The following is a 22299-nucleotide window of genomic DNA, read 5'->3' on the forward strand; positions in this document are numbered from 1 at the left end:
AGGAACGAACATGGCTGATGGCAAAATCGTTCAGTGTATCGGCGCTGTGGTGGACGTAGAGTTTCCACGCAACGCGATGCCTAAGGTATTTGATGCCTTGAAAATGGAAGGCTCCGAGCTGACCCTGGAAGTACAACAACAGCTGGGCGACGGCGTGGTCCGTACCATTGCTCTGGGTTCGTCCGACGGCCTGCGCCGCGGCATGATGATCCAGAACACCGGCAAGCCGATCATGGTGCCAGTGGGTAAAGCTACCCTGGGTCGCATCATGGACGTGCTGGGCAACCCGATCGACGAATGCGGCCCGGTCGCTCACGACCAGCTCGCTTCGATCCACCGCACTCCTCCTGCCTACGACGAACTGTCGCCATCGCAGGATCTGCTGGAAACCGGCATCAAGGTGATTGACCTGGTGTGCCCGTTCGCCAAAGGCGGTAAAGTCGGTCTGTTCGGCGGTGCAGGTGTGGGCAAGACCGTGAACATGATGGAACTGATCAACAACATCGCTAAAGCGCACTCGGGTCTGTCCGTGTTCGCCGGTGTTGGTGAGCGTACCCGCGAAGGTAACGACTTCTACCACGAAATGGCTGACGCTAAAGTAGTTGACCTGGAAAACCCGGCCAACTCGAAAGTAGCGATGGTCTACGGTCAGATGAATGAACCACCGGGCAACCGTCTGCGCGTCGCGCTGACCGGTCTGACCATCGCGGAATCGTTCCGTGACGAAGGCAAGGACGTTCTGTTCTTCGTGGATAACATCTACCGCTTCACGCTGGCCGGTACCGAAGTATCCGCACTGCTGGGCCGTATGCCTTCCGCAGTGGGCTACCAGCCTACCCTGGCCGAAGAAATGGGCCGTCTGCAAGAGCGCATCACCTCGACCAAGACCGGTTCGATCACCTCGATCCAGGCCGTCTACGTTCCAGCGGATGACTTGACCGACCCATCGCCAGCGACCACCTTCGGTCACTTGGATTCGACCGTCGTTCTGTCGCGTGACATCGCCTCGCTGGGTATCTACCCTGCGGTGGACCCACTGGATTCGACCTCGCGTCAGCTGGATCCGCTGGTCGTCGGCCAAGAGCACTACGACACCGCGCGCGCTGTTCAGGGCACCCTGCAGCGCTACAAGGAACTGCGTGACATTATCGCGATTCTGGGTATGGACGAACTGGCGCCGGAAGACAAACTGCTGGTGGCCCGTGCACGTAAGATGCAGCGTTTCCTGTCGCAGCCATTCCACGTTGCTGAAGTGTTTACCGGTTCGCCAGGTAAATACGTTTCGCTGAAAGACACGATCAAGGGCTTCAAAATGATCGCTTCCGGCGAACTCGATCACCTGCCAGAACAAGCGTTCTACATGGTCGGCACGATCGACGAAGCTATCGAAAAAGCCAAGAAGCTCAACTAATCGTTGAGTTTCGATCGCGGCCCCGTGCGAACGGGGCCGCATCACACCGACAGGACACACATGGCAAACACTATTCACGTTGACGTGGTTTCCGCCGAGGAGTTGATCTACTCGGGCGAAGCCGAATTCGTCGCGTTGCCGGGCGAGCAGGGCGAGCTGGGGATCTACCCCAAGCACACGCCGCTGATCACCCGCATCCGTCCGGGCGCGGTGCGCATCCAGGTACCAGGTCAAGCCGAGGAAGAATTTGTCTTCGTCGCGGGCGGCCTGCTGGAAGTGCAGCCGGGCGCCGTGACGGTGCTGGCGGATACCGCGATACGCGGCAAGGATCTGGACGAAGCCAAAGCGGCAGCGGCCAAGAAACGTGCCGAAGAAGCGCTGGCGAACAACACCTCCGGTATCGACTACGCGAAAGCGCAAGCCGAACTGGCAGCGGCCATCGGCCAGCTGGCGGCGATCGCCAAACTGCGCGCGAAGCACTAAGCAACGCACAGCATCACAGCAAAAAGGCAGCCTCGGCTGCCTTTTTTATTGGCGTGAGCATGAAAACAGAAACCGTCGCCGCATGGTATGTCAAAGCCGAGATCGTCTGCGTGGCCGCAGTGACGCTGATCGTCGGTTATCTCGGGTGGCTGATGTTTTCGTCGCCGTTTTCCCATGCGGACTTCGACCAGCGCGCCTGGGCCCTCATCACCCCCGCCACCGACAACAGCTGCGCGCGCGGCGCGATGGTCGACAGCCTGCTGAAAGAACATGTCCAGATCGGCATGCAGAAGAGCCAACTGGTCGCGCTGCTCGGCAAGCCGGATTATGACCGTGGCGGCGAAGCCTCTTACGAGCTTGGCTATTGCCAGACCTTCGTCGATCCGGATACCCTGGATTTTTACTTCGATAACCAGGATGTCTTAACGAAATACGCAATCAAGAATCATTGACCGGTCATTCGGTAATGGATGCGCGCGGCAGGGCCGCCAATATCGCTTGCGGATTATCGGGAGCGACCGCCACCAGCGTGCGAGCGGGACCGTTCGGGGGGGGCGCGACCTTGCTCCCATTCTTCAAGTGTGGAAACAGGCACTCCTAAGAGCTCAGCGAATTCCTCAGGTGACATACCGGTATTTTTTCGCGCAGCGGCAACTGGGGAATAAACCACATGGCACAAACCTGCTTGAATATCCTTCGCCGCCTGCATCAACTCCGTGTACAAGTCACGCGTCGCCTCGAACTCTGCCAGTAGCGCGGCCATAACCTCTGGAAGCCAGTGGATTCAGCGATGGTAAGCATCGGTCAAAGCTACCTTCACCAAGTATAGTTGAATTGATTTGTCGCATTCGACGGCCGTGTTCCAAAGTGCCCAGGTGCGCAGACAAGTTGTGACAGCGGGCACAGCGGTGCAAGATTGATCGCTTTACAATTGGCGGCTACTTCCTGAAGAGCGCCAGATGAACCGAGCACTGCTGACCATACTTTCCACCGTAGTCCTGAGCGCCGTCGGCATCGGGCTGACCATGCCCATCATTCCGCAACTGATGCGCGACGTCGGCCATACGGCCGAACTGGGCTGGCGCTTCGGCGCCTTCACCGGCCTGTACGCGCTGATGCAGTTCATCTTCTCGCCCGTGCTCGGCGTGCTGAGCGACCGCATCGGCCGGCGGCCGGTGCTGCTGCTGTCGCTGGCGGGCGCGGTGGTCGATTACCTGTTCATGGCGATGGCGCCGTCGCTGACCTTGCTGTTCATCGGCCGCGCGATCGCCGGCATCAGCGGCGCCAGCATCGCCGTCACCTACGCCTACATCGCCGACGTCACGCCGGAAGACCAGCGCTCGCGCCGCTACGGCCAGCTGGGCGCCTGCTTCGGCATCGGCTTCATCATCGGGCCGGTGATCGGCGGCTTGCTGGGCGCGTGGTGGGTGAGGGCGCCGTTCCTGGCGGCCGCGGCGATGAACGCCGTCAACCTGATCCTGACCTTGCTGCTGGTGCGCGAATCGCATACCGAACGTTCGGCCTCCGCGTCGGACATGTCGTTCAATCCGCTGGCCAACTTGCGCTGGGCGGCCGGCTTCAAGTCGCTGCTGCCGATGATCTTCGCCTCGGGCATGCTGGTGTTGATCGGCGAGATAGGCGGCACGGTCTGGGTGCTGTACAGCGAAGACAAGTTCGCATGGGATACGCTGACCATCGGCATATCGCTGGCGGGCTTCGGCGCGTTTCACGCGCTGGCACAGGCGTTCGTGGTCGGCCCGATTTCCGAGCGCTGGGGCGAGCGCCGCGCGCTGATGGTGGGTGTCACGGCGGATACTTGCGCGTATGTGTTGATCGCGCTGGCCAACCAGGGTTGGATGTTGTTCGCGTTGATGCCCTTGTTCTGCATCGGCGGCATCGGCGCGCCGGCTTTGCAGGCGATCATGTCCGGCAGCGTGGGGCCGGACCAGCAAGGCAAGCTGCAGGGCGTGCTGGCCAGCGCCGCCAGCCTGGCGACGGTGATCGGGCCGGTGGCGATCAGCACGATCTACTTCATGTCGCGCGGCAGCTTCCCCGGCCTGGTATGGCTGATCGGCGCCGGCCTCTACGTGCTGTGCCTGCCGCTGTTGCTGCGCAAGCCTGTCGCTGCGCAGTCATCGTAGCCATTAGGGTGTAAGTTCAATCAACGCACGAGGCGGGAGATTCGTCAGTACACTGAGTAATTTGGGTGCCAGCTTGCGCAAAGAGTCGAGGTGATTATCCGCAGTGGCGAGGACGACTACTGCTATTGGCAGCGTGTTGAGATTTTGCTGATATTGCATATTTCTGTCGCCAGTTATCAGGGCATCAAAAGCAGAGGCAGCCAAAGTCAGTAGTTGACCGTTCTTTACTCCTCCCCAGCCACAGTCAACGACAGTTTTGACCTGGTGGCCAGGCAGTTCTGCTGCGAATCTGCGCGGCAATGATTCATCTAGCAGGATGCGCATTGTCGGTCTGCACATTGTTCAGCGATCACAAGTGCTGCGATAGCTGCGTTTTTTGAGACCGATGGGTAGTCGGAAAGAAAACCGTGAAGAGATTCACCTGCTTTCAAGTAATCAAAGAGTGTCGAAAGTGGCACGCGCGTGCCAACGAAAACGGTCGCACCGCTATAAATCTCCGGATCGCGATGTATAACTTGCTGGTTCATATGCCCTCCTGCGCTGCAGATCGACTATACCTAAAGGCAGTATAGCCGATCTGGCGGAGCACCAAATGCGCGTTAGCGCTTGCCGAGCTTGTCCTTCGAGCGGGCCACGGCGGCGCGTTGCATGACTTTCCATTTGGCGACTTCGGCGATGCGGTCCAGCGGCGTTTGCTGGCTGCGGCGTGCTTCGCGCATCAGCTTGTGGTAGTTCAGCAGACGATCATCATCGACCGCGCCCCGCACCGCGCAACCGGGCTCGCCGGCGTGGCGGCAATCGCGGAACTGGCATAGCGCCGCCAGCGCGTCGATGTCTTCGAAGGCGGCCGTCAGGCTGGCCTCGTCGGCATCCGGCTGCCAGCTGCGCAGGCCCGGCGTGTCGATGATGCAGGCGCCGTCCATGCACAGGTGCAGCGAACGGGACGTGGTCGTGTGGCGGCCCCGCCCATCGCCCTTGCGCACGCCGCCGGTTTGCTGGCCTGCTTGGGTCAGCGTGTTGGTCAGCGTGGATTTGCCGGCGCCCGAAGAGCCCAGCAACACCAGCGTCTGCCCGACGCCCAGCCACGGCGCCAGCTGCGCCGCCGCGTCGTCGCTCAGCGTGTTGACGGCCAGCAGCGGGATGCTGGCCGGCAGGCGTTGCCGCAGCAGCTCCATGCGCTGCTCGACGTCGTCGCCGAGGTCGGCCTTGCTCATCACCACCACAGGCGCCACGCCCGCCGTCTTGACGATGGCGAGGTAGCGCTCCAGGCGGCGCGGGTTGAAGTCGTGGTCCAACCCCATCACCAGCAGCGCCGTGTCGACATTGCTGACCAGGCTGTGATGCCGGCCGTCGTTGCCGCGCCTGGCGATGTGCGTGGTGCGCGGCAGCAGCGTGCTGAGCCAGCGTTCGTCGTGCGCCAGCGTGGTGCTGAGCACCCAGTCGCCGACGGCCAGCGCCTCGTCGTGCAGCGCCGGCAGCACGCGCGCGCGGAACTCGGCCTGGCCGTCGTGGACGGTGAGCCAGTCGCGCTGGATTTCGGTGATGCGCACCAGGCTGGCGTTGGCCGGCGCGTCGTGGAGTTGGTAAAGCTGGCTGGCGATGGTTTGCGTTAAGCCGATAAGGCGCAGCGATTCAAAATCGATGTCGATCATGGTGTGTGTATTTCCTGATTCCGGTAAGACGAGCGATACCCTTCGCGATAAAGCGAACAGGTGGCGAATACGGGAAGTCAGCTGCGCGAGAACGCGCGGATCAATACACTACGGAGGGGATACCGACGTAATCAGGCAGCCGACAGGAGGGCAGTATCTACTTGGCGCATTTTATGGTCTCCTGTGGTTTGATAAGGATCGCAGTGTCTCATTGGACGACGGCGCCGTCAATCGTGTTCATACTTCTTGAGTTTGGTTTGCGATAGCGACAAGTGCTTCGGGATGGTGGAGGGCAATGGCGATCAGAGTTCGTACGGCGCCTACCGGAGGACTGCGGTCTTGTTCCCAGCTTTCCAAGGTGCTGACGGAAATACCGAACAAGGCTGCGAATTGCTCCGGTGTCAGCCCGGTATTTTTTCGTGCGGCGATCAGCGGCGAATAGACCACACGTCCCAGCCCGGCTTTCATTTGCTCGCCAGCTAGCAGTAACTCGGCAGCCAAGTCGCGGGTCGCTTCAAAGGCAGCAAGCTCTTCATCGCTGAGAGGCAGTTTGCTATTCGTAGACACGGCGAATTTCCTTTAATGTTGCGCTGGACAGATTTGCGGTTTCTGTCTTCGCGTATAGCGTCAACAAAACAATTTCGTCAGCGGAGTTACGAGTAAAGTAAATCACTCTCACACCACCTGATTTACCGGACCCTGCTCGGCGCCAACGAACCTTGCGAACGCCCCCGGTTGCTGGCACAACGTCGCCTGCCAACGGGTGCGTGGAGATGTATGCCGCAAAGGTTCCCCGCTCGTCCTCATTCCAATACAGAGGCCAGCGGCTTTGGAACAGTGGCGTTTCGATGACGGTGTACATGAAACGACTGTACCTTCAAGAAGTATAGTCGATTTGGCTTGGCGTCAAAGGGTTGCTGCTGTTCGAGCGGAAGCTGGCTAGATACTGTCAACGATGCATGATGCCGCCGACTGAACTGACGACGTTGCCGCTTATCCAGGGCTCACCGTCGAGGTAGCCTACTTGAAACGACGGCTCATGCCTGCTCCTTGCAACTGCGGCGGTAGTCGGCCGGCGGCTTGCCGACCAGTTTTTCAAAATCGGTGGTGAAGTGGGCCTGGTCGTAATAGCCCAGCGCCTGCGCCAGCGAGGCCAGGTCGACATCGCTGCCGTGCGCCAGCTGGTCGGCCGCGTCCAGCAGGCGGTTGCGGCGTATCACCCATTTCGGCGTGGCGCCCACGTATTCCTTGAACAGGATTTGCAGGCTCCGCACGCTGACGCCGGTGTGCTCGGCCAACTGCCGCACCTGCGTGATCCCGGGCTGCTGCTGGATCGCCTCCAGTATCCCGGCGATGCGCGCGGTCTGCGGATCGGGCGCGGGCAGGGCGCGGCGCAGGATGGCGCTGGCGGCCGCCACCATGCCGGCGTCGTCGTCCGCCGTCAGCACGCTGCGCTCGGCCTCGGCATCGTCGCAATCGAACAGCGACGACAGCGCCAATTCGCGATCCGTCGCCGACTGCACCGGCCCCTTCAGGAAGCTGCGGAAGGCACCCGGCAGGAAGCGCACGCCCAGGATACGGCCGCTGTTTTTCAGCGTATATTCGAAAGCGCCCGTCATCACGCCGAACACCGCCGTGCGGCCGGTGTCGAACACCATGTGAATGCAGGGCGAGGGCAGGGTGCGCTGCACGTGCGTCACGCCGTCCGGCAATTGCCACGCCACGAGCCAGAAGTGCTCGATGAAAGGCGCGAGGTCGGGTTCGGGCAGGTAGCGTTCCAGCCGGAAGATTTTTTCCGCGGCGGCGGGATTGACCACGCCCTTGGGCCGGCTGGTGACGGTTTGCATAGCTGTTCGCGTTTTTACAAGACCACCATCATAGCAAGAGTTATCGTGGCGTTTCTTCACCCCATACAGGAGACACAACATGGCACCACAGCTGACTTTGTACCACTGCCCGTATTCCCGCTCCACCGGCGTGCTGACCTTGCTGGAAGAGCTGCATGCGCCCTACGACCTGCATGTGATGAACATGAAGAAGGGCGAGAACCGCGAGGCCGCCTACCTGGCCGTCAACCCGATGGGCAAGGTGCCGGCGGTGCGCCACGGCGACGCCGTCATCACCGAGCAGGTGGCGATCTACCTGTACCTGGCCGACCTGTTCCCCGACGCCCAACTGGCGCCGCCGCTGGGCGATCCGCTGCGCGGCCCCTACCTGCGCTGGATGGCGTTCTACGGCAGCTGCTTCGAGCCGGCCGTGGTCGACAAATGGATGAAGAATGCGCCGGCCGATAAAGCGTCCTGCCACTACGGCGACTTCGACACCATGTTCAACACGCTGATCGAACAGTTGTCCAAGGGGCCGTACCTGCTGGGCGACCGGTTCAGCGCGCTGGATGTGTTGTGGGCATCGGCCATGGGCTGGATGGGCATGTACGAGCTGCTGCCCAAGCTGCCCGTGATCGAGCAGTACGTGGCCCGCGTCACGAGCCGCCCGTCGTTCGCCGCCGCCAACGCCAAGGACGGCGAACTGGCCGCCGCCCAGGCCGCTGCCGCCTAGCGCTTCTCTTCCATCACGGCCAGCAGATGGCCGTCGGGGTCGCGGAAAAAGCCCATCCACAACTCGTGGTCGGGCATCTTCGCGACCAGGTGCGGCGCCGCTTCGAACACCACGCCTTTCGCCTGCAGCGTGGCGGCCACAGCCTCGATCTGCTCGACCTTGAAATAGTGGCACACGCCGGTACCGGCCTGCACCGGCGCCTTGCCCGAACCTTCCAGCATCAGGCGCACGCCGCCGCAATCGAAAAACACCAGCTCGCCGTAGCGGAACAGCTTGGGCAGTCCCAGGCTGTCGCCGTAGAACTGCTCCGAACGGTCGGCGTTGGAAACGGGAAGGGCGATCTGCCCGATGCGGGAAAGCGTCATTTTTCGTTCCTTTGATAATTGCACATTGTCATCTTCTGTTTCCCGAGTGATAATTTGACGGACATGAAGTCCATCAGGGAAAACACATGAAGAGAATACTCGCTTTGTCCGGGATGTTGGCGTTGACCGGCTGCGCGTCGGTGTTGAGTGGGAAGACGCAGCCGGTCTCCGTCACGACCGTGTTGGACAGCAAGGAAGTCGCCGGCTTCGGTTGCACCCTGAGCAACGACGCCGGCAACTGGTCGCTGACCAGCCCGGCAAGTGTCATCATCCACAAGAGCACGGCGGACCTGGCGATCAATTGCAAGCAGGACGCCTACGTCGGCAACGCCACGGCCGTATCCAAGGCCAACGGCGCGGTATGGGGCAATATCCTGGTGGGCGGCGGCATCGGCTACATCGTCGACCGCAGCACCGGGGCCGGCTTCGACTACCCGCAGAACATCGTCGTCACGGTGCGCCAGCTGGCCGCGCCCGCGATCACCTCCAGCGCGCTGCTGGAGGACGTGCCGCTCAAGCTGATGTCACCGAGCCAGAGCGCCGCCAGGGTCAACTGATCGCGGGCGGCGCCCGCCGCACCGTGTTGATCTGGCTGGACGTCGGCTGCAACGCCGTTTCAATGATGGTGAGCGCTAACTCAGGCCGCGCGCTGCCGCACATGAAGAGGTCGGCGGCGGCAAAGCCGCATTCGGGCCAGGTATGGATCGTGATGTGCGATTCCGCCAGCAGCACCACCCCGGTCACGCCCTGGCCTTCCCCGAAACCGTGGAAATGACTGAACAGCACGCGCGCGCCCGCGGCCTCGGCGGCCGAGCGCAGCAGCGCGTCCAGTTCGGCGCAATTGCCCAATTTTTCGGCAGCGATGCCGCCCAGGTCCGCCAGCAGATGCGTGCCGGCCGGCTGGTGCACCAGCCCGGGCGCCGCCGCCTGCGGTAGCGTTTCGCGTTTCACTTGTGGCCTCCGCCGCCGGAGCCGCCGCCATAGCTGCCGCCGCCACCGCCGGTGTTCGAGCTCCAGGTGCTGCCCCGGTAGCCGCTGCTGTAGTTGTTGCTGCCGCTGGTGGCGCGCATCCAGCTGCTGCCCGACGTGACGACGGAAACGATGACCGCGTAGATGAAGTATTTGCTCATGACTTGTCCTCGTTATCCATAAACCAGGCGGGCAGGTAGATGGCCGCCGCACCGATCAGGCTGAGGAACCAGGTGCCGGAAAAATTCATCAGCAGCGGAATCGCGTTAATCGCCAGCATGAACCAGATGATGTACTTGGCGGTGTCGCGGTAGCGGCGCTTGCCGCCCTTGGCCGCCGCCGGCGCCACCTGCCCCTTGAACTGCTTGCCGAACCAGGCCTTGAGCTGGTCAACCGATACCGGCGACGAGCGCGACCACGTCATTTCCTGCTCGGAGGTTTCGGACGCCAGCCGGATCTGGCCGGCGGAAAATTCCTCCACCCGTGTGCGGTCGCCCGCCGCCACCCGCCAGTTGAAGGCGCCGGCGGCGAACGTCACCACCGAGCCGTAGTCGTACAGGCGGTTATATTGGACCTTGTCCACAGTCACCCGCTCCGAGCCGGGCGCGTACCAGATGGGCCACTCGGCCATCACGTTGGAGCCGGACCAGCCTTCGTCGGTCTCCACCAGCCACGAGAAGCCGGCGCGGGTGCCGTACATCAGGTACTCGCTCCACTCGGTGCCCTCGTCGTCGGCGCGGCGCATCATGCCGATGATGGTGAAGTCCTGGTTGTTGATCCTGGCCGTCGCGCCCAGTTCCAGCGTGGACTCGTAGCGCGTCACGCGCTCGCCGGCGGCCAGCACTGCGGCCTTCGGGCTGGCGGCGTCGATCTGCGCCTGGCAGGCCGGGCACACCAGCGTCGCCGTCACGCCGGGGATGTATTTGATCGCGCTGCCGCAGGACGGGCAGTCGAGCGCATCGACCTTGCCGCGATAACGGCCGGCCGCGCGCTGGATGGTGTCGTCGTCGCGCAGCAGCTGGCATTGCATGCCCTCCAGCGTGACGGCCAGGCCGGTGTAGACCACGGGCCGCGGCCCGTCCGAATAATCGAGCGTGATGAATTCGCCGCCACGGCGGAAGTCCGCCACCTTGGCCTGGTAGCCCTCGCCGACCTTGAACGGCAGTTCGCCCTGGCCGCCTATGCAATCGGCGGTGCGGATTTCGGCGGCGGTGTAGGGCGCGCCGTTGATGGCGTAGTTGCGGCCGGGCTGCAGCTGTTCGAAGGCCGGCATGTCGCCTTCGCCCTTGTACTGCGCGGTGATGGTGTACATGCCGGACGAATCGCCCAGCCAGGAGGTGACGCCGTCGTCGAACAGCAGGTACCACTCGTTCCACATGCCGGCCGCATAGCGTAGCTGGATGCGGCCGACCACCGTGAACGGGCGCTTGCCCAGCACCCCGGAGGTGCCGATCTGGATCGGCGAATAATCCTCCAGCACGGACGACATCTTGCCCAGGTCCTTGACCGAGTCTGCGTCCTTGAGCACGCTGGTGCTGCAGTATTCGCAGACAGCCATAACCGAGGCATGCGAGCGGAATTTGACTTCCGCGCCGCAGCTGGGACAGGAAACGATTTGCATTAGCCGAGCAGTTTTTTCAGCAGTTCGGCCTTGGTGCTGTCGTAGTCGGTAGCCGTGATCAAGCCCTTGTCGAGCAGACCTTTAAGTTTTTCCAGGCGCGCCTCGATCGAATCCTCGGCCGGCGCGGCAGCAGCCGGTGCAGCCTGCGGCGCCAGCGCGGAACCGAGCGCCTGGCCCATCACCTGGCCCAGCTGCACGCCCGCGCCCAGGCCGACGCCGATGCCGGCCATGCCGCCCTCGTTCTGCGCCGCCAGCGGAATCGCGGTGGCTGCCTGGTACTTGGTGAAGCCGGCCATCTTGTCGGCGCTCATACCGCCCTTCATGCCGGCGGAGATGCGCTCGTCCAGCGCGGCCTGCAGTTCTTCCGGCAGGCTGACGCTGGCGACGTTGAATTCATCGAGGCCGATGCCGTAGCGGCCGAAGGCCGTGGACAGGTCGCCCTTGACCTGCTGCGCCATCAGCGCCTGGTTGGCCGCCATGTCGAGGAAGGGAACCTGCGCGCTGCCCAGCGAGCTGGCCATGGTCGCCGTCAGGATGCCGCGCAGCTGGTCTTCCACCTCGTCGCGGGTGTAGGCCTCGCGGGTGCCGCTGATCTCCTTGAAGAACAGGCGCGGATCGGCCACGCGGTACGAGTACATGCCGAAGGCGCGCACGCGCACCATGTCGAAGTCCTTGTCGCGGATGGTGATCGGCTGCTGCGTGCCCCATTTGCGGCCGGTCTGCACGCGGGTGCTGAAATAATAGACATCCGACTTGAACGGCGAATCGAACAGCTTGTCCCAGTTTTTCAGGTTGGTCAGCACCGGCAGGGTTTGCGTGGTCAGCTTGTGGGTGCCGGGGCCGAACACGTCGGCGATCTGGCCTTCGTTGACGAACACCGCCATCTGCGATTCACGCACCACCAGCACGCCACCGTTCTGGATCTCCTGGTCCTGCATCGGATAACGCCACGCCAGTACGCCGTCGACTTCCTCGTTCCACTGAAGTACGTCGATAAACTGCTTCTTGATAAAGCTGCCTAAGCCCATGATGGTCCTCGCTTAAAAATTAGGAAATGCAGGCGCCGTTGATGACGCCGATGGAAATGGAGATAGCGCCCAGCAGGCCGCCGAATGCGGCGTTGTTGGCTTCGATCTGGTCTTTCGACATGTTCAGCACGCGTGTCGCGATCGCGTAGGAGAGCATCTGCACCACCATGGCGCCGAAGGCCCAGGCCGCGAACTCGCGGTAATCGGCAGTATGCACCAGCGCCGAACCGATGGTGATGGAAAAACCTATCAGGGCCCCGCCCAGCGATAGCGCCGCGGCGAAATTCCCCTGTCGTATCAGCAGCACCTCGTTGAAAGGCGTCATCCACGTGTAGGCTTTGAAAAAGACGGCCAGCAGCACGGCGGCCAGCAAAAGATGGATCAGGTAGTTTAGGATGGCGGGCACGGCGCACCTTGGGTTAAAGTGGTTAACTTGCTAACGCTGAAACATATTAGAGCAAAAAGAGCTAAATGACCAAAAAGATTCTGATCCTGTCCGTCTTCGTCGTCGCTTCCTGCGGCCTTGCGTATGAGTTGATCGCCGGCGCCCTGTCCAGTTATCTGCTGGGCGACTCCATCCTGCAGTTCTCCACCATCATCGGCTGCTACCTGTTCGCGATGGGCGTCGGCGCGCACTTTTCCAAGTATGTCAGGGATGAGGATGTGCTGGCGCGCTTCGTCGATATCGAGCTGGCGGTCGGCCTGGTGGGCGGTTTGTCGGCGGCCGTGCTGTTCCTGACCTTCTCGTGGATGGCCGCGCCGTTCCGCACGCTGCTGTACGTGATGGTGTTCCTGATCGGCGCCTTCGTCGGCATGGAAGTGCCGCTGGTGATGCGCGCGCTGAACGAGCGCAAGACCGAGTTCAATGAGCTGGTCAGCCGCGTGCTGACCTTCGACTACCTGGGCGCGCTGGCGGTGTCGCTGCTGTTCCCGCTGGTGCTGGCGCCGTACCTGGGCCTGGTGCGCACCGGATTTTTGTTCGGCATGCTCAACGTCGGCGTCGCCCTGTGGACAATTATGGCTTTCCGCACAGAGCTGAAAAACGTCACCGGCCGCATGCTGCGCGCCGCCAGCGTGATGTGCGTGCTGATCTTCGGCTTCGCCTTCGCCGACAAGATGACCTACTGGGGCGAACATGGCCTGTTCGGCGACGAGATCGTGTTCGCCACCACCACGCCGTACCAGCGGCTGGTGGTCACGCGGTGGAAGGACGACCTGCGCCTGTACATCAACGGCAACCTGCAATTCTCCTCGCGCGACGAGTACCGCTATCACGAAGCGCTGGTGCATCCGGTGCTGCAACCGCTGCCCTGGGCCAAACGGGTGCTGGTGCTGGGCGGCGGCGACGGCCTGGCGCTGCGCGAAATCCTGCGCTATCCGAACATCGAACAAGTCACGCTGGTCGACCTCGACCCGGCGATGACCGGCGCTTTCTCCAGGCGCGAGGAACTAGTCAAGCTCAATCACGGCTCCTTCAGCGACAGGCGGGTGCGCGTCATCAACGCCGACGCCGCGATCTGGCTGCAGCACAGCGACGACATGTTCGACGCCGTCATCGTCGACTTCCCCGATCCATCCAGCTTCGCGCTGGGCAAGCTGTACTCGGTGCCGTTCTACGGCATGGTGAAGAAGCACCTGGCGGCCAATGGCCTGATGGTGGTGCAGTCGACGTCGCCGTTCTTCGCGCCGCACGCCTACTGGACCATCGACGCCACCTTGCGCGAGGTCGGCCTCAAAACCCATCCCTACCACGCCTACGTGCCGTCGTTCGGCGAATGGGGCTTCATACTCGCCACGCCCCAGGCGCAGTACAAGCCGCCCACCGAGTACCGTTTGCCGATGCGCTACCTGAACGCCGACACCACGCGCGAGATGTTCATCTTCCCGCCGGATATGAAGGCCTTGCCGATGGAGCCGAACCGCCTCAACACGCAATCGCTGGTGCACGAGTTCGAGCAGGACTGGCGCAGGGTGATACGCTGATGCTGCGCCGCTCCTTCCTCGTGTGGGCCGGCGCCAGCGGCGTGGTGGCGGCGGGCAGCGTGGCCGGTTTTCAACGCTGGCAGGAAATCACGCCAACCCTTCACTACCCGGGCCGCGACGAGGGCCACTTCCTGCGCGACCGCCGCGCCTTGCCGCCTCCCTCGCAAGTTATCCACACCGACATCGCCATCCTCGGCTCCGGCGTGGCCGGCCTGACCGCCGCGTGGAAGCTCAATAAGCTCGGCAAGACCGATATGCTGATGATCGACGGCCCCCAGCCGCACGGCAACGCCGCCGGCGGCGCTTTCGGCGACCTCGAATATCCGACCGGCGCGCACTATCTGCCGCTGCCGTCGCCGGAATCGGTGCATGTGCGCGAAATCCTGGCCGACCTGGGCATCATCCAGAAAGATCCGTTCGCGGAGAAGCCCTACTACGACGAGCGCTTCATCCTGCACGGACCGGAGGAACGGCTGCTGTTCAACGGCCACTGGCAGGACGGCTTCATCCCCACCGACGGCGTGCCGCAGTGGGAGCGCGACGAACATGCGCGCTTCTTCGCCGAGGTGGCGCGGCTGCGCCAGACCCACGGCGCCGACGGCCGCCGCGTGTTCGTGTTCCCGACCGTGATGTCGTCGGAAGACCCGCAGTGGCAGGCGCTGGACCGCATCACGCTCAAGCAGTGGCTGGAGCAGGGCGGCTACAAATCGCCGACGCTGCACTGGTACCTGAACTACTGCTGCCGCGACGACTACGGCACGCGCTACGACCAGGTCTCGGCCTGGGCCGGCCTGCACTACTATTGCAGCCGCTGGGGCCAGGCCGCCAACGCCGGCAACGGCGCCTGGCTCACCTGGCCGGGAGGCTTGCAGCCGCTGGCTTCCGGCATCGAGCGCGCGTCCGGCGTCAAGCGCACGGCCGGCACCGCGGTGTCGCTGAAAAAAACGGCGGACGGCGTCGAAGCGCTGTGCTTCAAGCTGGAAAACGGCAAGCCGTCCACCTATCTCGTCCGCGCCCGCAAGGCGATCTGCGCGATGCCCATCTACGTAGCCGCAAGGGTTGTCGATAACATCGCCGCCTACGGCTTCGACGCGGCCAAACACATCCCCGAATACGCGCCGTGGATGGTGGCGAACTTCCTGCTCAAGCGCTTCCCGGAGGAGCGCCCCAGCCAGCCGCTGTCGTGGGACAACGTGGTGTACAGCGAGCCGGGACTGGGCTTCGTCGTCTCCACGCACCAGGACATCCGCGTGCGGCCGCCGGAGAAAACCGTGTTCAGCGCCTACGTCGCGCTGTCGGACCGCAAGCCCGGCACCGCGCGCCACTGGATGGCGGCGGCCAGGCCGGAGGAGCTGCTGGCGCTGGCCAGCGCCGATCTGAAGGAAGCCTACGGCCCGCAGTTCGCGTCCTGCGTCGAGCGGGTCGACATCACGCTGCGCGGGCACGCGATGGCCGCGCCGTGGCCCAACTTCCGCAGCAACGCCGGCATGAGGGCCTTGCGCGAGGCCGATGGCCCCATCCTGTTCGCGCATGCCGACCTGTCGGGCTTCTCGGTGTTCGAGGAGGCCGCGTGGTGGGGCTATCGCGCCGCAACCCTTGCCGCAAAGTGATAAGCTAGTCCGATGACACATAACGCCCGCCAGCGCTTCCGCGCCACCGCCAAACTCAAACTGCACGAAAAATATGCAGACGATGCGGCTTTCTCCAGCCGCTCCGCCAATCCTGAACTGAGCAAGTCCAAGGCCAAGGCGCTGGACCTGAAGCGCATCGCCGCGCTGATCGACCGCATTCGCGCCCTGCAGGACAAGCTGTACGCCCAGCACAAGCAGAAGGTGCTGCTGATCCTGCAAGGCATGGACACCGCCGGCAAGGACGGCACGATACGCGCCATGTTCAACGGCATCAGCCCGATGGGCATACGCGCGGCCGCCTTCAAGGCGCCGACCGACAACGAACTGGCCCACGACTACCTGTGGCGCGTGCACCAGCAGGTGCCGGTCAAGGGCGAGATCGCCATCTTCAACCGCAGCCACTACGAAGACGTGTTGATCACCAAGGTGCAGGGCATGATCGACGGCGAGGAATGCCAGCGCCGCTACGCGCAGATCCGCGATTTCGAACGCATGCTGGCGGAGACCGGCACGGTGATCGTCAAGGTGTTCCTGCACATCTCGAAGGAAGAACAGCGCGAGCGCCTGCAGGAGCGGCTGGACGATCCCGACAAGCAGTGGAAATTCAACCCGGCCGACGTCGAGCAGCGCAAGAAGTGGAACGACTACCAGCGCGCCTACGAACAGGCCATCCGCGAGACCAACGCGCCGCATGCGCCGTGGTACGTGGTGCCGGCCAATTCCAAGACCCACCGCAACCTGGTGGTCGCCAGCCTGCTGCTGGAGACTTTGGAAGGCATGGACCTGGCGTACCCCGAGCCGCATCCCGACCTGTCCTCGTTCACCGTGGAGTAAAGGAGCTACCCATGCTGCAACTGAAAGATCCCACCCTGCTGCGCCAGCAAGCCTATATCGACGGCGCATGGCGCGACGCCGACAGCGGCGCCACGCTGGCTGTCACCAATCCCGCCACCGGCGAGCAGCTCGGCACCGTGCCGCTGATGGGCGCGGCCGAGACGCGCCGCGCCATCGCCGCCGCCAACGCGGCGTGGCCGGCCTGGCGCAAGAAGAGCGCCAAGGAGCGCGCCGCCATCCTGCGCAAGTGGAATGACCTGATCCTGGAAAACACCGAAGACCTGGCGCAGCTAATGACGGCCGAACAGGGCAAGCCGCTGGCCGAATCGCGCGGCGAAGTCGCTTATGGCGCCTCCTTCATCGAATGGTTCGGCGAGGAAGCCAAGCGCGTGGCCGGCGAAACGCTGGCCTCGCCGTGGCCGGACCGCCGCCTGCTGGTGACGAAGGAGCCGATCGGCGTCTGCGCCGCCATCACGCCGTGGAACTTCCCGATCGCGATGATCACCCGCAAGGCCGGCCCGGCGCTGGCCGCCGGCTGCCCGATGGTGCTCAAGCCGGCGGAATCGACGCCGTACTGCGCGCTGGCGCTGGCGGTATTGGCCGAGCGCGCGGGCGTGCCGGCCGGCGTTTTCAGCGTGGTGACGGGCACGCCGAAGGAGATCGGCGGCGAGATGACGTCCAACCCCACCGTGCGCAAGCTGACCTTCACCGGCTCGACCGCTGTCGGCCGTCTGCTGATGGCGCAGAGCGCCAAGACCATCAAGAAGCTATCGCTGGAACTGGGCGGCAACGCGCCCTTCATCGTGTTCGACGACGCCGACCTCGATGCGGCGGTGGAGGGCGCGCTGGCGTCCAAGTACCGCAACGCCGGCCAGACCTGCGTGTGCGCCAACCGCCTCTACGTGCAGGATGGCGTGTACGAGCAGTTCGCCGCCAAGCTGGTGGCGGCCGTGGCCAGGCTCAAGGTCGGCAACGGTGCGGAGGAGGGCGTCACGCAAGGCCCGCTGATCGACGAGAAGGCGGTGCAGAAGGTCGAGCAGCACGTGGCCGACGCGCTGGCCAAGGGCGGCCGCCTGCTGGCGGGCGGCAAGCGCCATGCGCTGGGCCACAGCTTCTTCGAGCCGACCGTGATCGCCGACGTCACCAGCGACATGATCGTCGCCACCGAGGAAACCTTCGGCCCGCTGGCGCCGCTGTTCCGCTTCACCACCGACGAGGAAGCCGTGGAGCTGGCCAACAGCACCGAGTTCGGCCTGGCCAGCTACTTCTATTCGCGGGACATCGGCCGCATCTGGCGCGTGGCGGAAGGGCTGGAGAGCGGCATGGTCGGCGTCAATACCGGCCTGATCTCCAACGAGATCGCGCCGTTCGGCGGCGTCAAGCAATCGGGCCTGGGGCGCGAGGGTTCGCACTATGGCCTGGATGACTTCCTGGTCATCAAATACATCTGCATGGGCGGCATCTAAGCGCCTATCTGGCGCGCAGCCGCACCAGCACCGTGGCCGGCGCGACGCCGGTCAGCCGGTCGACCATGTGCTTGACGGCCGCCATCTGGCGGCCCGATTGCAACGCGTAGCGCGGGTCGTCATAGGCGAACCAGTCCCAGCATGCATTGGGATTGGTGTACGGGTAGATCGCCGACGCCTGCGGATACAGGATCACCAGCTTGTTGCTGTCGGCCCAGGCGTTGTAGCCGGCGTGCTCGACGAAGGCGGGGCCGATATTGTCCAGGTCTTGCAGGCAGCCATGAAAGGCCACGTGCAGCCTGCAGCCGGCGCCGTTGTTGCCGTCGCAGGCCTTGGGCACATACAGGTAGCCGGTGCCGGCCATGCCGTGCCAGCCCGGCAGCGCCAAAAATTCCGACTGGTCGAAAGCGATCAAGCGTCCGCCTGGCGCGGCGTTGTTGCGCGGCGTGAGCGGGCCGTACAGCCAGCGCAGCAGTTCTCCGGCCGCATCGTAGCCGCAGTTGTTGATGTAGGGGCTGCCCAGCGTGTTGCAGCTGCTGCCGTACTGGTCGGTGGGCATCGCGTGCTCGGCCGGCAGGTTGCGGGTGTAGGAGATATGGTCGGCGTCGATGTAGTGGCGATAGTAGAAATACAGGTCGGTCATCACCGGCTGCGGCACGACGGAATCGGCGCTGCCGGACAGCATCCAGACATGGTGGCCGGCCAGCGCGGCGGTCGGGTCGATGCTGCCGGCGCCGGCGAACCAGTCGGTGAAGGCGATCAGGTCGCTGATGCGGGTGCCGCCGGCGCGCACCCGGCAGGCGAACAGCTCGGTGGTGCAGCTGCAGCTGGTGGTGGCGGTGAACACGCTGCCCTGCGAGCAGAAGTAGGGCCCGCCGGCGATCACGCCGGCACCGCGCACCGTCTGCGAGAACGCCACCTCGAACTGCACCGCCATGTAGGCGCCGGAGGACAGGCCGGACACCGTCACCTGCGTCGTGCTCATGTTCGGCAGCGCCACCACCTGCGCCCGGGCGGCCGCGCCCCACAGGCCGATGAGCCACAAGCACAGCAAACACAGCATCTTCATGATAGGCCTCCAGGCGCCGGGATGGAGATTCAGTGTGGGGCAGGGGCTGGCGGTTTGCTTAATTTCGCTCAATCGTGCGCGGGGCGGAAAAGCCTATTCGCGGGCTCGGCAAGCAGGTTCGGCGAGTTTGGCATAAAATGATTTTTTACCTTTTGCGGCCGACCATCATGTCCAAGACCTTTGCCCAGTTGTGCCTAGTTTCCTCGCTGACCCTGCTGGCCAGCGCGTCCGCGTTTGCGCAGACGCCGGCGGCCGCACCCTCTGCCGCGCCGGCAGCGGCTGCGGGCAGTTGCCCGGCCATCCTCAAGCAGAACTTCAAGCGCCTGCAGGACGATACGCCGCAGGACCTGTGCCAGTACGCGGGCAAGGTGATACTGGTGGTCAACACGGCCAGCTACTGCGGCTTCACCAACCAGTACGAAGGCCTGGAGGCGATGTACGCCAAATACAGCGGCAAGGGTCTGGTGGTGCTGGGCTTCCCGTCGAACGACTTCGGCCAGCAGGAGCCGGGCAGCAGCAAGGAGATCGCCGATTTCTGCTACAACACCTACGGCGTGAAGTTCCCGATGTTCGCCAAGTCGGTGGTATCGGGCAAGGAGCCGAATCCGCTGTTCGCCAACCTGATCAAAATCACCGGCAAGGCGCCGGCCTGGAACTTCCACAAATACCTGATCGACCGCAATGGCAAGGTAGTGGACAACTTCGGCAGCAAGGTCACGCCGTCGGACAAGCAACTGGTCGGCGCCGTGGAGAAAGCGCTGGCGATGTAAGTTGCGCTGAACTTTTGAGCATGGCCGAGGTCTACCAGTAATGGCTGCCTCGGCGGCTCAACCGCCGGTGCAGGAGGATGCTATGGCGCGTATTGCGAAGAAAGCGGTGGCCGAATCGGCCGCATCTGAAGCCAACGATTTGATTGATATCTCGGTTGGCAGCATTGCCATTCGTGCGAAAAGGCCGACAGCCCAACAGTCGGCGCGTGCGCGGAGCGATGGCAAACGTGCAGCCATCGCCCTGGCCAACGTACTGGCCGAACCGGGCGTCAATCTGACCTTCAAGCCCGGCATACCTGTTTTCAGCGTCGATCCCCAAGATTCCAATCTGGTGATCCGCGAACTCGACGGCCTAACGGCGAGGGGCTACTTCAAAGACGGGAAATTTGTGGAAGTCATATGATTTCCGCCATTCGTCGGACGCCCTCTGTGCGGATGATGCTGAATGCGCTGTTAAAAAATATGAATCAGCCGCTGGCGATAGTCTTAGCTGGGCACAACGGTTTCAGATCCGTGACCACGACTTAGTTTGGATGGGCGTCGCTCAAAAGGGCGTTGAAAGTTTTGTCGCTCATGCAGTGGCGGGCAATGTACCGTTCGCGATGGAGACGGTTTTCTCGCATTGGCTGGTTCTGCCCGATGGCCGGGTACAAAGCAAAATTGACCTCGTTGCTGATCTGAAGCGAGCAGGCTATTTTGTGCTTCTGCTGTTTGTTGGCCTTGCCAACGTCAATCTATCGCTAGGCCGTGTCGCGAGCCGTATTGCAAGAGGAGGGCATGCGGTCGACCCGGAACGTCTTCTACAGCGTTTCTCACGCAACCAGTTGGCTGTCCGCAGCGCACTGGATGTCGCCGATGCCAGTATCTTGTGCGATAACAGTCGCTCTGTGCGGAATGCTTTTACTACGGTGCATGTGCGTGCAAAGCGTCAAATTCTGTTTGATATGCGCTTGAATGCGAGTGCTCCGCATGCCATCACGCAATGGCTGGATGTGGTGGCTCCGCTGCCGTAACGTGCGATTGGCTAGTCGATCTTGTAGCGCTTCTGCAGCGCTTTCAGATCGCCGGAGGCTTCCAGCTTGTGGAGGCCGTCCGCCAGTGCGCGTATCCAGGTTTCGGCGCGGATATCCTGCGTCGCAAAACCGATGGTCAGCGGCAGTTCATGGTCCAGGCAACCCGCCTGGCGGATACGGCCGGCCACATCGAGCCGCTTGCTCAACTGCGCCATGACGGCCGCATGTTCCAGCATGACACGATAGCGTCCGCCCAGTAACTTCTGCACATTGGTCGTACCGGCCGATGCGCCGTAGGCGAGCGCGATCAGGGCAGGCTTGCGCCGGTTCTCGGCAATGTAGGCGTCCATCGGTCCGTCATCGTAGCCGTAGTCGTCGATCACACCCAGCACCAGTGTTTTAAGCGCGCCGATGGAGTGGAAACTCCAGTCATCGTCCGCCCGTGTATAGAAGCAGGCCCGCGACTGCGCCAATGGCGCGCTCAGATGCAGACGCCGGTCGATCGGAGGAGCGTAGACGCCTTCGATATCGCCATGCACCGTTTGCGTGATGGCCCGGTTGAGCGGCATGAGCACCGGCTCCACCCGATACCCTTGCTGTGCCATCGCCATCGAGGCCAGCTCCACCAGATAGCCACTGGGAGGCTTGCCATCGGCAGCGCACACAAACGGGCACCAATCGTCCGATCCCAGGCGGATCAGAGGCCCGGCTTGCGCCAGCCCCGAGGACGCCAGCAGGCAAGCGAGCAGCGCAGCGGTGAACCGCCGGCCTGCGTTGATGGTCATGCGGCGCTCCCAGTGCGGATGTTGGGCCCATAGTATAGCCAAACGCGCTTCGCCGGCGCGCTGAACTTTTGCATACGGCAGAGGTCTACCAGTATTGGCTGCCTCGGCGGCCCAACTGTCGATGGAGGAGGGCGTTATGGCGCGTATCGTGAAAAAAGTTGCGGCCCAACGGGCCGCGCCAAAATCCAGCGAGCTGATCGATATCCCGGCTTGCGGCATAGTCATCCCGGAGAACAAGCCGACCGCCTGGCAACTGGTGCGGGAGCGCGGCGATATGCTGGTCGCTCCCGGCGTCAATCTTGACCTTGAGCCCGGCACGCCGGTTTTTCGCGCCGATCCGCAAGACCCCAATTTGCTCATCCGCGAGCTGGACGGCCGGGCGGTGAGAGGCTATTTTAGAGGCGGGAAATTTTTCGCCGTCCCGTGACCGCATGCCTCTTCCGCGCAGCACCACCAGCCATATCAATGCCTTGCCGTTCATCGTCCTTACACTGGTGTTACGTGGAACGTCATTCAGGA

29 protein-coding genes are annotated in these 22299 nt (G+C 63.2%); 14 read left to right on the forward strand and 15 right to left on the reverse strand.

All coding sequences use genetic code 11. The features are described from left to right. The first annotated feature begins 10 nt into the window (after positions 1-10). Genes atpD through DUGA2_RS06745 form a run of 3 tightly spaced genes read left to right on the forward strand, consistent with a single transcriptional unit; the run spans position 11 to position 2346 of the window. Positions 11-1411: a F0F1 ATP synthase subunit beta gene (atpD, locus tag DUGA2_RS06735; RefSeq protein WP_008443440.1), complete on the forward strand. Its 1401-nt coding sequence runs from the start codon at positions 11-13 to the stop codon at positions 1409-1411. 60 nt (positions 1412-1471) lie between these two features. After that, positions 1472-1894, forward strand: a complete 423-nt coding sequence (locus DUGA2_RS06740; RefSeq protein ID WP_008443442.1) for a F0F1 ATP synthase subunit epsilon — start codon at positions 1472-1474, stop codon at positions 1892-1894. 59 nt (positions 1895-1953) lie between these two features. Continuing rightward, positions 1954-2346: a hypothetical protein gene (locus tag DUGA2_RS06745; RefSeq protein WP_070268119.1), complete on the forward strand. Its 393-nt coding sequence runs from the start codon at positions 1954-1956 to the stop codon at positions 2344-2346. A 53-nt stretch (positions 2347-2399) separates the two neighbouring features. On the opposite strand, the gene DUGA2_RS34900 is transcribed toward DUGA2_RS06745, so the two are convergent. Then, positions 2400-2657: a DNA-binding transcriptional regulator gene (locus DUGA2_RS34900; protein ID WP_307169709.1), complete on the reverse strand. Its 258-nt coding sequence runs from the start codon at positions 2655-2657 to the stop codon at positions 2400-2402. Positions 2658-2853: 196 nt separating this feature from the next. Here DUGA2_RS34900 and tet point away from each other — a divergent pair, with 196 nt between their 5' ends. Beyond that, the gene (gene tet / locus DUGA2_RS06750) at positions 2854-4035 is read left to right on the forward strand and encodes a Tet(A)/Tet(B)/Tet(C) family tetracycline efflux MFS transporter (protein WP_070268121.1); all 1182 of its coding nucleotides are present in this window, start codon (positions 2854-2856) and stop codon (positions 4033-4035) included. A gap of 3 nt (positions 4036-4038) precedes the next feature. On the opposite strand, the gene DUGA2_RS32525 is transcribed toward tet, so the two are convergent. The 6 genes from DUGA2_RS32525 to DUGA2_RS06760 all read right to left on the reverse strand — a co-directional run bounded on the left by DUGA2_RS32525 (position 4039) and on the right by DUGA2_RS06760 (position 7534). Continuing rightward, positions 4039-4359, reverse strand: coding sequence for a DUF5615 family PIN-like protein (locus DUGA2_RS32525; RefSeq protein ID WP_071658871.1), 321 nt, complete (start codon positions 4357-4359; stop codon positions 4039-4041). Then, entirely contained in the window at positions 4344-4562 is a 219-nt protein-coding gene (locus DUGA2_RS32530; protein ID WP_071658872.1) for a DUF433 domain-containing protein, read from the reverse strand. The genes DUGA2_RS32525 and DUGA2_RS32530 overlap by 16 nt, the downstream gene beginning before the upstream one ends. Positions 4563-4634: 72 nt before the next feature. Continuing rightward, positions 4635-5687 (reverse strand): ribosome small subunit-dependent GTPase A, encoded by a 1053-nt coding sequence (rsgA, locus tag DUGA2_RS06755; RefSeq protein ID WP_070268122.1) that lies wholly within the window; start codon positions 5685-5687, stop codon positions 4635-4637. A gap of 237 nt (positions 5688-5924) precedes the next feature. Further along, a complete protein-coding gene (locus tag DUGA2_RS32535; RefSeq protein WP_070359495.1) occupies positions 5925-6254 on the reverse strand; it encodes a DNA-binding transcriptional regulator in 330 nt (109 codons plus the stop codon). Next, a complete protein-coding gene (locus tag DUGA2_RS32540; RefSeq protein WP_071658873.1) occupies positions 6241-6549 on the reverse strand; it encodes a type II toxin-antitoxin system RelE/ParE family toxin in 309 nt (102 codons plus the stop codon). The genes DUGA2_RS32535 and DUGA2_RS32540 overlap by 14 nt, the downstream gene beginning before the upstream one ends. Positions 6550-6724: 175 nt before the next feature. After that, entirely contained in the window at positions 6725-7534 is an 810-nt protein-coding gene (locus DUGA2_RS06760; protein ID WP_070268124.1) for a DUF6597 domain-containing transcriptional factor, read from the reverse strand. Between the two features lie 79 nt (positions 7535-7613). Here DUGA2_RS06760 and DUGA2_RS06765 point away from each other — a divergent pair, with 79 nt between their 5' ends. Beyond that, the gene (locus tag DUGA2_RS06765) at positions 7614-8246 is read left to right on the forward strand and encodes a glutathione S-transferase family protein (protein WP_070268126.1); all 633 of its coding nucleotides are present in this window, start codon (positions 7614-7616) and stop codon (positions 8244-8246) included. On the opposite strand, the gene DUGA2_RS06770 is transcribed toward DUGA2_RS06765, so the two are convergent. Continuing rightward, positions 8243-8611 carry a VOC family protein gene (locus tag DUGA2_RS06770; protein ID WP_070268128.1) on the reverse strand — a complete coding sequence of 123 codons (369 nt, stop codon included), beginning with the start codon at positions 8609-8611 and terminating at the stop codon, positions 8243-8245. The genes DUGA2_RS06765 and DUGA2_RS06770 overlap by 4 nt on opposite strands. 86 nt (positions 8612-8697) lie before the next feature. Here DUGA2_RS06770 and DUGA2_RS06775 point away from each other — a divergent pair, with 86 nt between their 5' ends. Then, on the forward strand, positions 8698-9168 hold the full coding sequence (locus tag DUGA2_RS06775) for a hypothetical protein (RefSeq protein WP_070268130.1): 471 nt from the start codon (positions 8698-8700) through the stop codon (positions 9166-9168). Here the strand turns inward: DUGA2_RS06775 and speD are convergent. From speD to DUGA2_RS06800, 5 genes are all read right to left on the reverse strand, one after another. Beyond that, the gene (gene speD / locus DUGA2_RS06780) at positions 9161-9562 is read right to left on the reverse strand and encodes an adenosylmethionine decarboxylase (protein WP_083296237.1); all 402 of its coding nucleotides are present in this window, start codon (positions 9560-9562) and stop codon (positions 9161-9163) included. The two genes, DUGA2_RS06775 and speD, sit on opposite strands and share 8 nt — an antisense overlap. Next, entirely contained in the window at positions 9559-9741 is a 183-nt protein-coding gene (locus tag DUGA2_RS06785; protein WP_070268132.1) for a hypothetical protein, read from the reverse strand. Before DUGA2_RS06785 ends, speD begins: the two co-directional genes overlap by 4 nt. Beyond that, complete coding sequence (locus DUGA2_RS06790) at positions 9738-11138, reverse strand: DUF4178 domain-containing protein (protein WP_229214610.1); 1401 nt, start codon at positions 11136-11138, stop codon at positions 9738-9740. The genes DUGA2_RS06785 and DUGA2_RS06790 overlap by 4 nt, the downstream gene beginning before the upstream one ends. Positions 11139-11200: 62 nt before the next feature. Next, positions 11201-12229, reverse strand: coding sequence for an SPFH domain-containing protein (locus tag DUGA2_RS06795; RefSeq protein ID WP_070268134.1), 1029 nt, complete (start codon positions 12227-12229; stop codon positions 11201-11203). A 19-nt stretch (positions 12230-12248) separates the two neighbouring features. Continuing rightward, complete coding sequence (locus DUGA2_RS06800) at positions 12249-12635, reverse strand: DUF350 domain-containing protein (protein WP_008443470.1); 387 nt, start codon at positions 12633-12635, stop codon at positions 12249-12251. A 65-nt stretch (positions 12636-12700) separates the two neighbouring features. On the opposite strand from DUGA2_RS06800, the gene DUGA2_RS06805 reads away from it, so the two are divergent. The 4 genes from DUGA2_RS06805 to DUGA2_RS06820 are packed head-to-tail and all read left to right on the forward strand — an operon-like array spanning position 12701 to position 18143. Then, positions 12701-14212, forward strand: coding sequence for a polyamine aminopropyltransferase (locus tag DUGA2_RS06805; protein WP_070268136.1), 1512 nt, complete (start codon positions 12701-12703; stop codon positions 14210-14212). Then, positions 14212-15822, forward strand: coding sequence for an NAD(P)/FAD-dependent oxidoreductase (locus tag DUGA2_RS06810; protein WP_070268138.1), 1611 nt, complete (start codon positions 14212-14214; stop codon positions 15820-15822). The genes DUGA2_RS06805 and DUGA2_RS06810 overlap by 1 nt, the downstream gene beginning before the upstream one ends. Positions 15823-15834: 12 nt before the next feature. Then, positions 15835-16677 carry a polyphosphate kinase 2 family protein gene (locus DUGA2_RS06815; RefSeq protein ID WP_070268140.1) on the forward strand — a complete coding sequence of 281 codons (843 nt, stop codon included), beginning with the start codon at positions 15835-15837 and terminating at the stop codon, positions 16675-16677. 11 nt (positions 16678-16688) lie between these two features. Next, positions 16689-18143, forward strand: coding sequence for an NAD-dependent succinate-semialdehyde dehydrogenase (locus DUGA2_RS06820; RefSeq protein WP_070268142.1), 1455 nt, complete (start codon positions 16689-16691; stop codon positions 18141-18143). Positions 18144-18147: 4 nt separating this feature from the next. Here the strand turns inward: DUGA2_RS06820 and DUGA2_RS06825 are convergent, their stop codons facing one another. Continuing rightward, positions 18148-19212, reverse strand: coding sequence for a PHB depolymerase family esterase (locus DUGA2_RS06825; RefSeq protein WP_229214611.1), 1065 nt, complete (start codon positions 19210-19212; stop codon positions 18148-18150). A gap of 167 nt (positions 19213-19379) precedes the next feature. Between DUGA2_RS06825 and DUGA2_RS06830 the strand changes: the two genes are divergently transcribed. The 3 genes from DUGA2_RS06830 to DUGA2_RS33355 all read left to right on the forward strand — a co-directional run bounded on the left by DUGA2_RS06830 (position 19380) and on the right by DUGA2_RS33355 (position 20995). Continuing rightward, positions 19380-19982: a glutathione peroxidase gene (locus DUGA2_RS06830; RefSeq protein WP_070268377.1), complete on the forward strand. Its 603-nt coding sequence runs from the start codon at positions 19380-19382 to the stop codon at positions 19980-19982. Between the two features lie 82 nt (positions 19983-20064). Beyond that, positions 20065-20385, forward strand: coding sequence for a hypothetical protein (locus DUGA2_RS06835; RefSeq protein ID WP_070268380.1), 321 nt, complete (start codon positions 20065-20067; stop codon positions 20383-20385). Then, positions 20369-20995 (forward strand): toxin, encoded by a 627-nt coding sequence (locus tag DUGA2_RS33355; protein ID WP_141753205.1) that lies wholly within the window; start codon positions 20369-20371, stop codon positions 20993-20995. The genes DUGA2_RS06835 and DUGA2_RS33355 overlap by 17 nt, the downstream gene beginning before the upstream one ends. 11 nt (positions 20996-21006) lie before the next feature. Here the strand turns inward: DUGA2_RS33355 and DUGA2_RS06840 are convergent, their stop codons facing one another. Continuing rightward, positions 21007-21822, reverse strand: coding sequence for an ABC transporter substrate-binding protein (locus DUGA2_RS06840; RefSeq protein WP_141753206.1), 816 nt, complete (start codon positions 21820-21822; stop codon positions 21007-21009). A 94-nt stretch (positions 21823-21916) separates the two neighbouring features. On the opposite strand from DUGA2_RS06840, the gene DUGA2_RS06845 reads away from it, so the two are divergent. After that, a complete protein-coding gene (locus tag DUGA2_RS06845; protein ID WP_070268381.1) occupies positions 21917-22207 on the forward strand; it encodes a hypothetical protein in 291 nt (96 codons plus the stop codon). Positions 22208-22299 lie beyond the last annotated feature (92 nt).

The sequence above is a fragment of the Duganella sp. HH101 genome, from assembly GCF_001758795.1.
In the GTDB taxonomy this organism is placed as follows: domain Bacteria; phylum Pseudomonadota; class Gammaproteobacteria; order Burkholderiales; family Burkholderiaceae_D; genus Rugamonas; species Rugamonas rivuli.

Excerpts from the sequence above, each read along its gene's own strand:
- DUGA2_RS06760 (WP_070268124.1), bottom strand. The coding sequence starts at position 7,534 with ATGCAAACCGTCACCAGCCGGCCCAAGGGCGTGGTCAATCCCGCCGCC.
- DUGA2_RS06790 (WP_229214610.1), bottom strand. The coding sequence starts at position 11,138 with ATGGCTGTCTGCGAATACTGCAGCACCAGCGTGCTCAAGGACGCAGAC.
- DUGA2_RS06740 (WP_008443442.1), top strand. The coding sequence starts at position 1,472 with ATGGCAAACACTATTCACGTTGACGTGGTTTCCGCCGAGGAGTTGATC.
- DUGA2_RS34900 (WP_307169709.1), bottom strand. The coding sequence starts at position 2,657 with ATGGCCGCGCTACTGGCAGAGTTCGAGGCGACGCGTGACTTGTACACG.
- tet (WP_070268121.1), top strand. The coding sequence starts at position 2,854 with ATGAACCGAGCACTGCTGACCATACTTTCCACCGTAGTCCTGAGCGCC.
- rsgA (WP_070268122.1), bottom strand. The coding sequence starts at position 5,687 with ATGATCGACATCGATTTTGAATCGCTGCGCCTTATCGGCTTAACGCAA.
- DUGA2_RS06810 (WP_070268138.1), top strand. The coding sequence starts at position 14,212 with ATGCTGCGCCGCTCCTTCCTCGTGTGGGCCGGCGCCAGCGGCGTGGTG.
- DUGA2_RS06745 (WP_070268119.1), top strand. The coding sequence starts at position 1,954 with ATGAAAACAGAAACCGTCGCCGCATGGTATGTCAAAGCCGAGATCGTC.
- atpD (WP_008443440.1), top strand. The coding sequence starts at position 11 with ATGGCTGATGGCAAAATCGTTCAGTGTATCGGCGCTGTGGTGGACGTA.
- DUGA2_RS32540 (WP_071658873.1), bottom strand. The coding sequence starts at position 6,549 with ATGTACACCGTCATCGAAACGCCACTGTTCCAAAGCCGCTGGCCTCTG.
- DUGA2_RS06815 (WP_070268140.1), top strand. The coding sequence starts at position 15,835 with ATGACACATAACGCCCGCCAGCGCTTCCGCGCCACCGCCAAACTCAAA.
- DUGA2_RS06825 (WP_229214611.1), bottom strand. The coding sequence starts at position 19,212 with ATGAAGATGCTGTGTTTGCTGTGCTTGTGGCTCATCGGCCTGTGGGGC.
- DUGA2_RS06805 (WP_070268136.1), top strand. The coding sequence starts at position 12,701 with ATGACCAAAAAGATTCTGATCCTGTCCGTCTTCGTCGTCGCTTCCTGC.
- DUGA2_RS06820 (WP_070268142.1), top strand. The coding sequence starts at position 16,689 with ATGCTGCAACTGAAAGATCCCACCCTGCTGCGCCAGCAAGCCTATATC.
- DUGA2_RS06795 (WP_070268134.1), bottom strand. The coding sequence starts at position 12,229 with ATGGGCTTAGGCAGCTTTATCAAGAAGCAGTTTATCGACGTACTTCAG.
- DUGA2_RS06770 (WP_070268128.1), bottom strand. The coding sequence starts at position 8,611 with ATGACGCTTTCCCGCATCGGGCAGATCGCCCTTCCCGTTTCCAACGCC.
- DUGA2_RS32525 (WP_071658871.1), bottom strand. The coding sequence starts at position 4,359 with ATGCGCATCCTGCTAGATGAATCATTGCCGCGCAGATTCGCAGCAGAA.
- DUGA2_RS06785 (WP_070268132.1), bottom strand. The coding sequence starts at position 9,741 with ATGAGCAAATACTTCATCTACGCGGTCATCGTTTCCGTCGTCACGTCG.
- DUGA2_RS06775 (WP_070268130.1), top strand. The coding sequence starts at position 8,698 with ATGAAGAGAATACTCGCTTTGTCCGGGATGTTGGCGTTGACCGGCTGC.
- DUGA2_RS32530 (WP_071658872.1), bottom strand. The coding sequence starts at position 4,562 with ATGAACCAGCAAGTTATACATCGCGATCCGGAGATTTATAGCGGTGCG.
- DUGA2_RS06765 (WP_070268126.1), top strand. The coding sequence starts at position 7,614 with ATGGCACCACAGCTGACTTTGTACCACTGCCCGTATTCCCGCTCCACC.
- DUGA2_RS06830 (WP_070268377.1), top strand. The coding sequence starts at position 19,380 with ATGTCCAAGACCTTTGCCCAGTTGTGCCTAGTTTCCTCGCTGACCCTG.
- DUGA2_RS06835 (WP_070268380.1), top strand. The coding sequence starts at position 20,065 with ATGGCGCGTATTGCGAAGAAAGCGGTGGCCGAATCGGCCGCATCTGAA.
- DUGA2_RS06845 (WP_070268381.1), top strand. The coding sequence starts at position 21,917 with ATGGCGCGTATCGTGAAAAAAGTTGCGGCCCAACGGGCCGCGCCAAAA.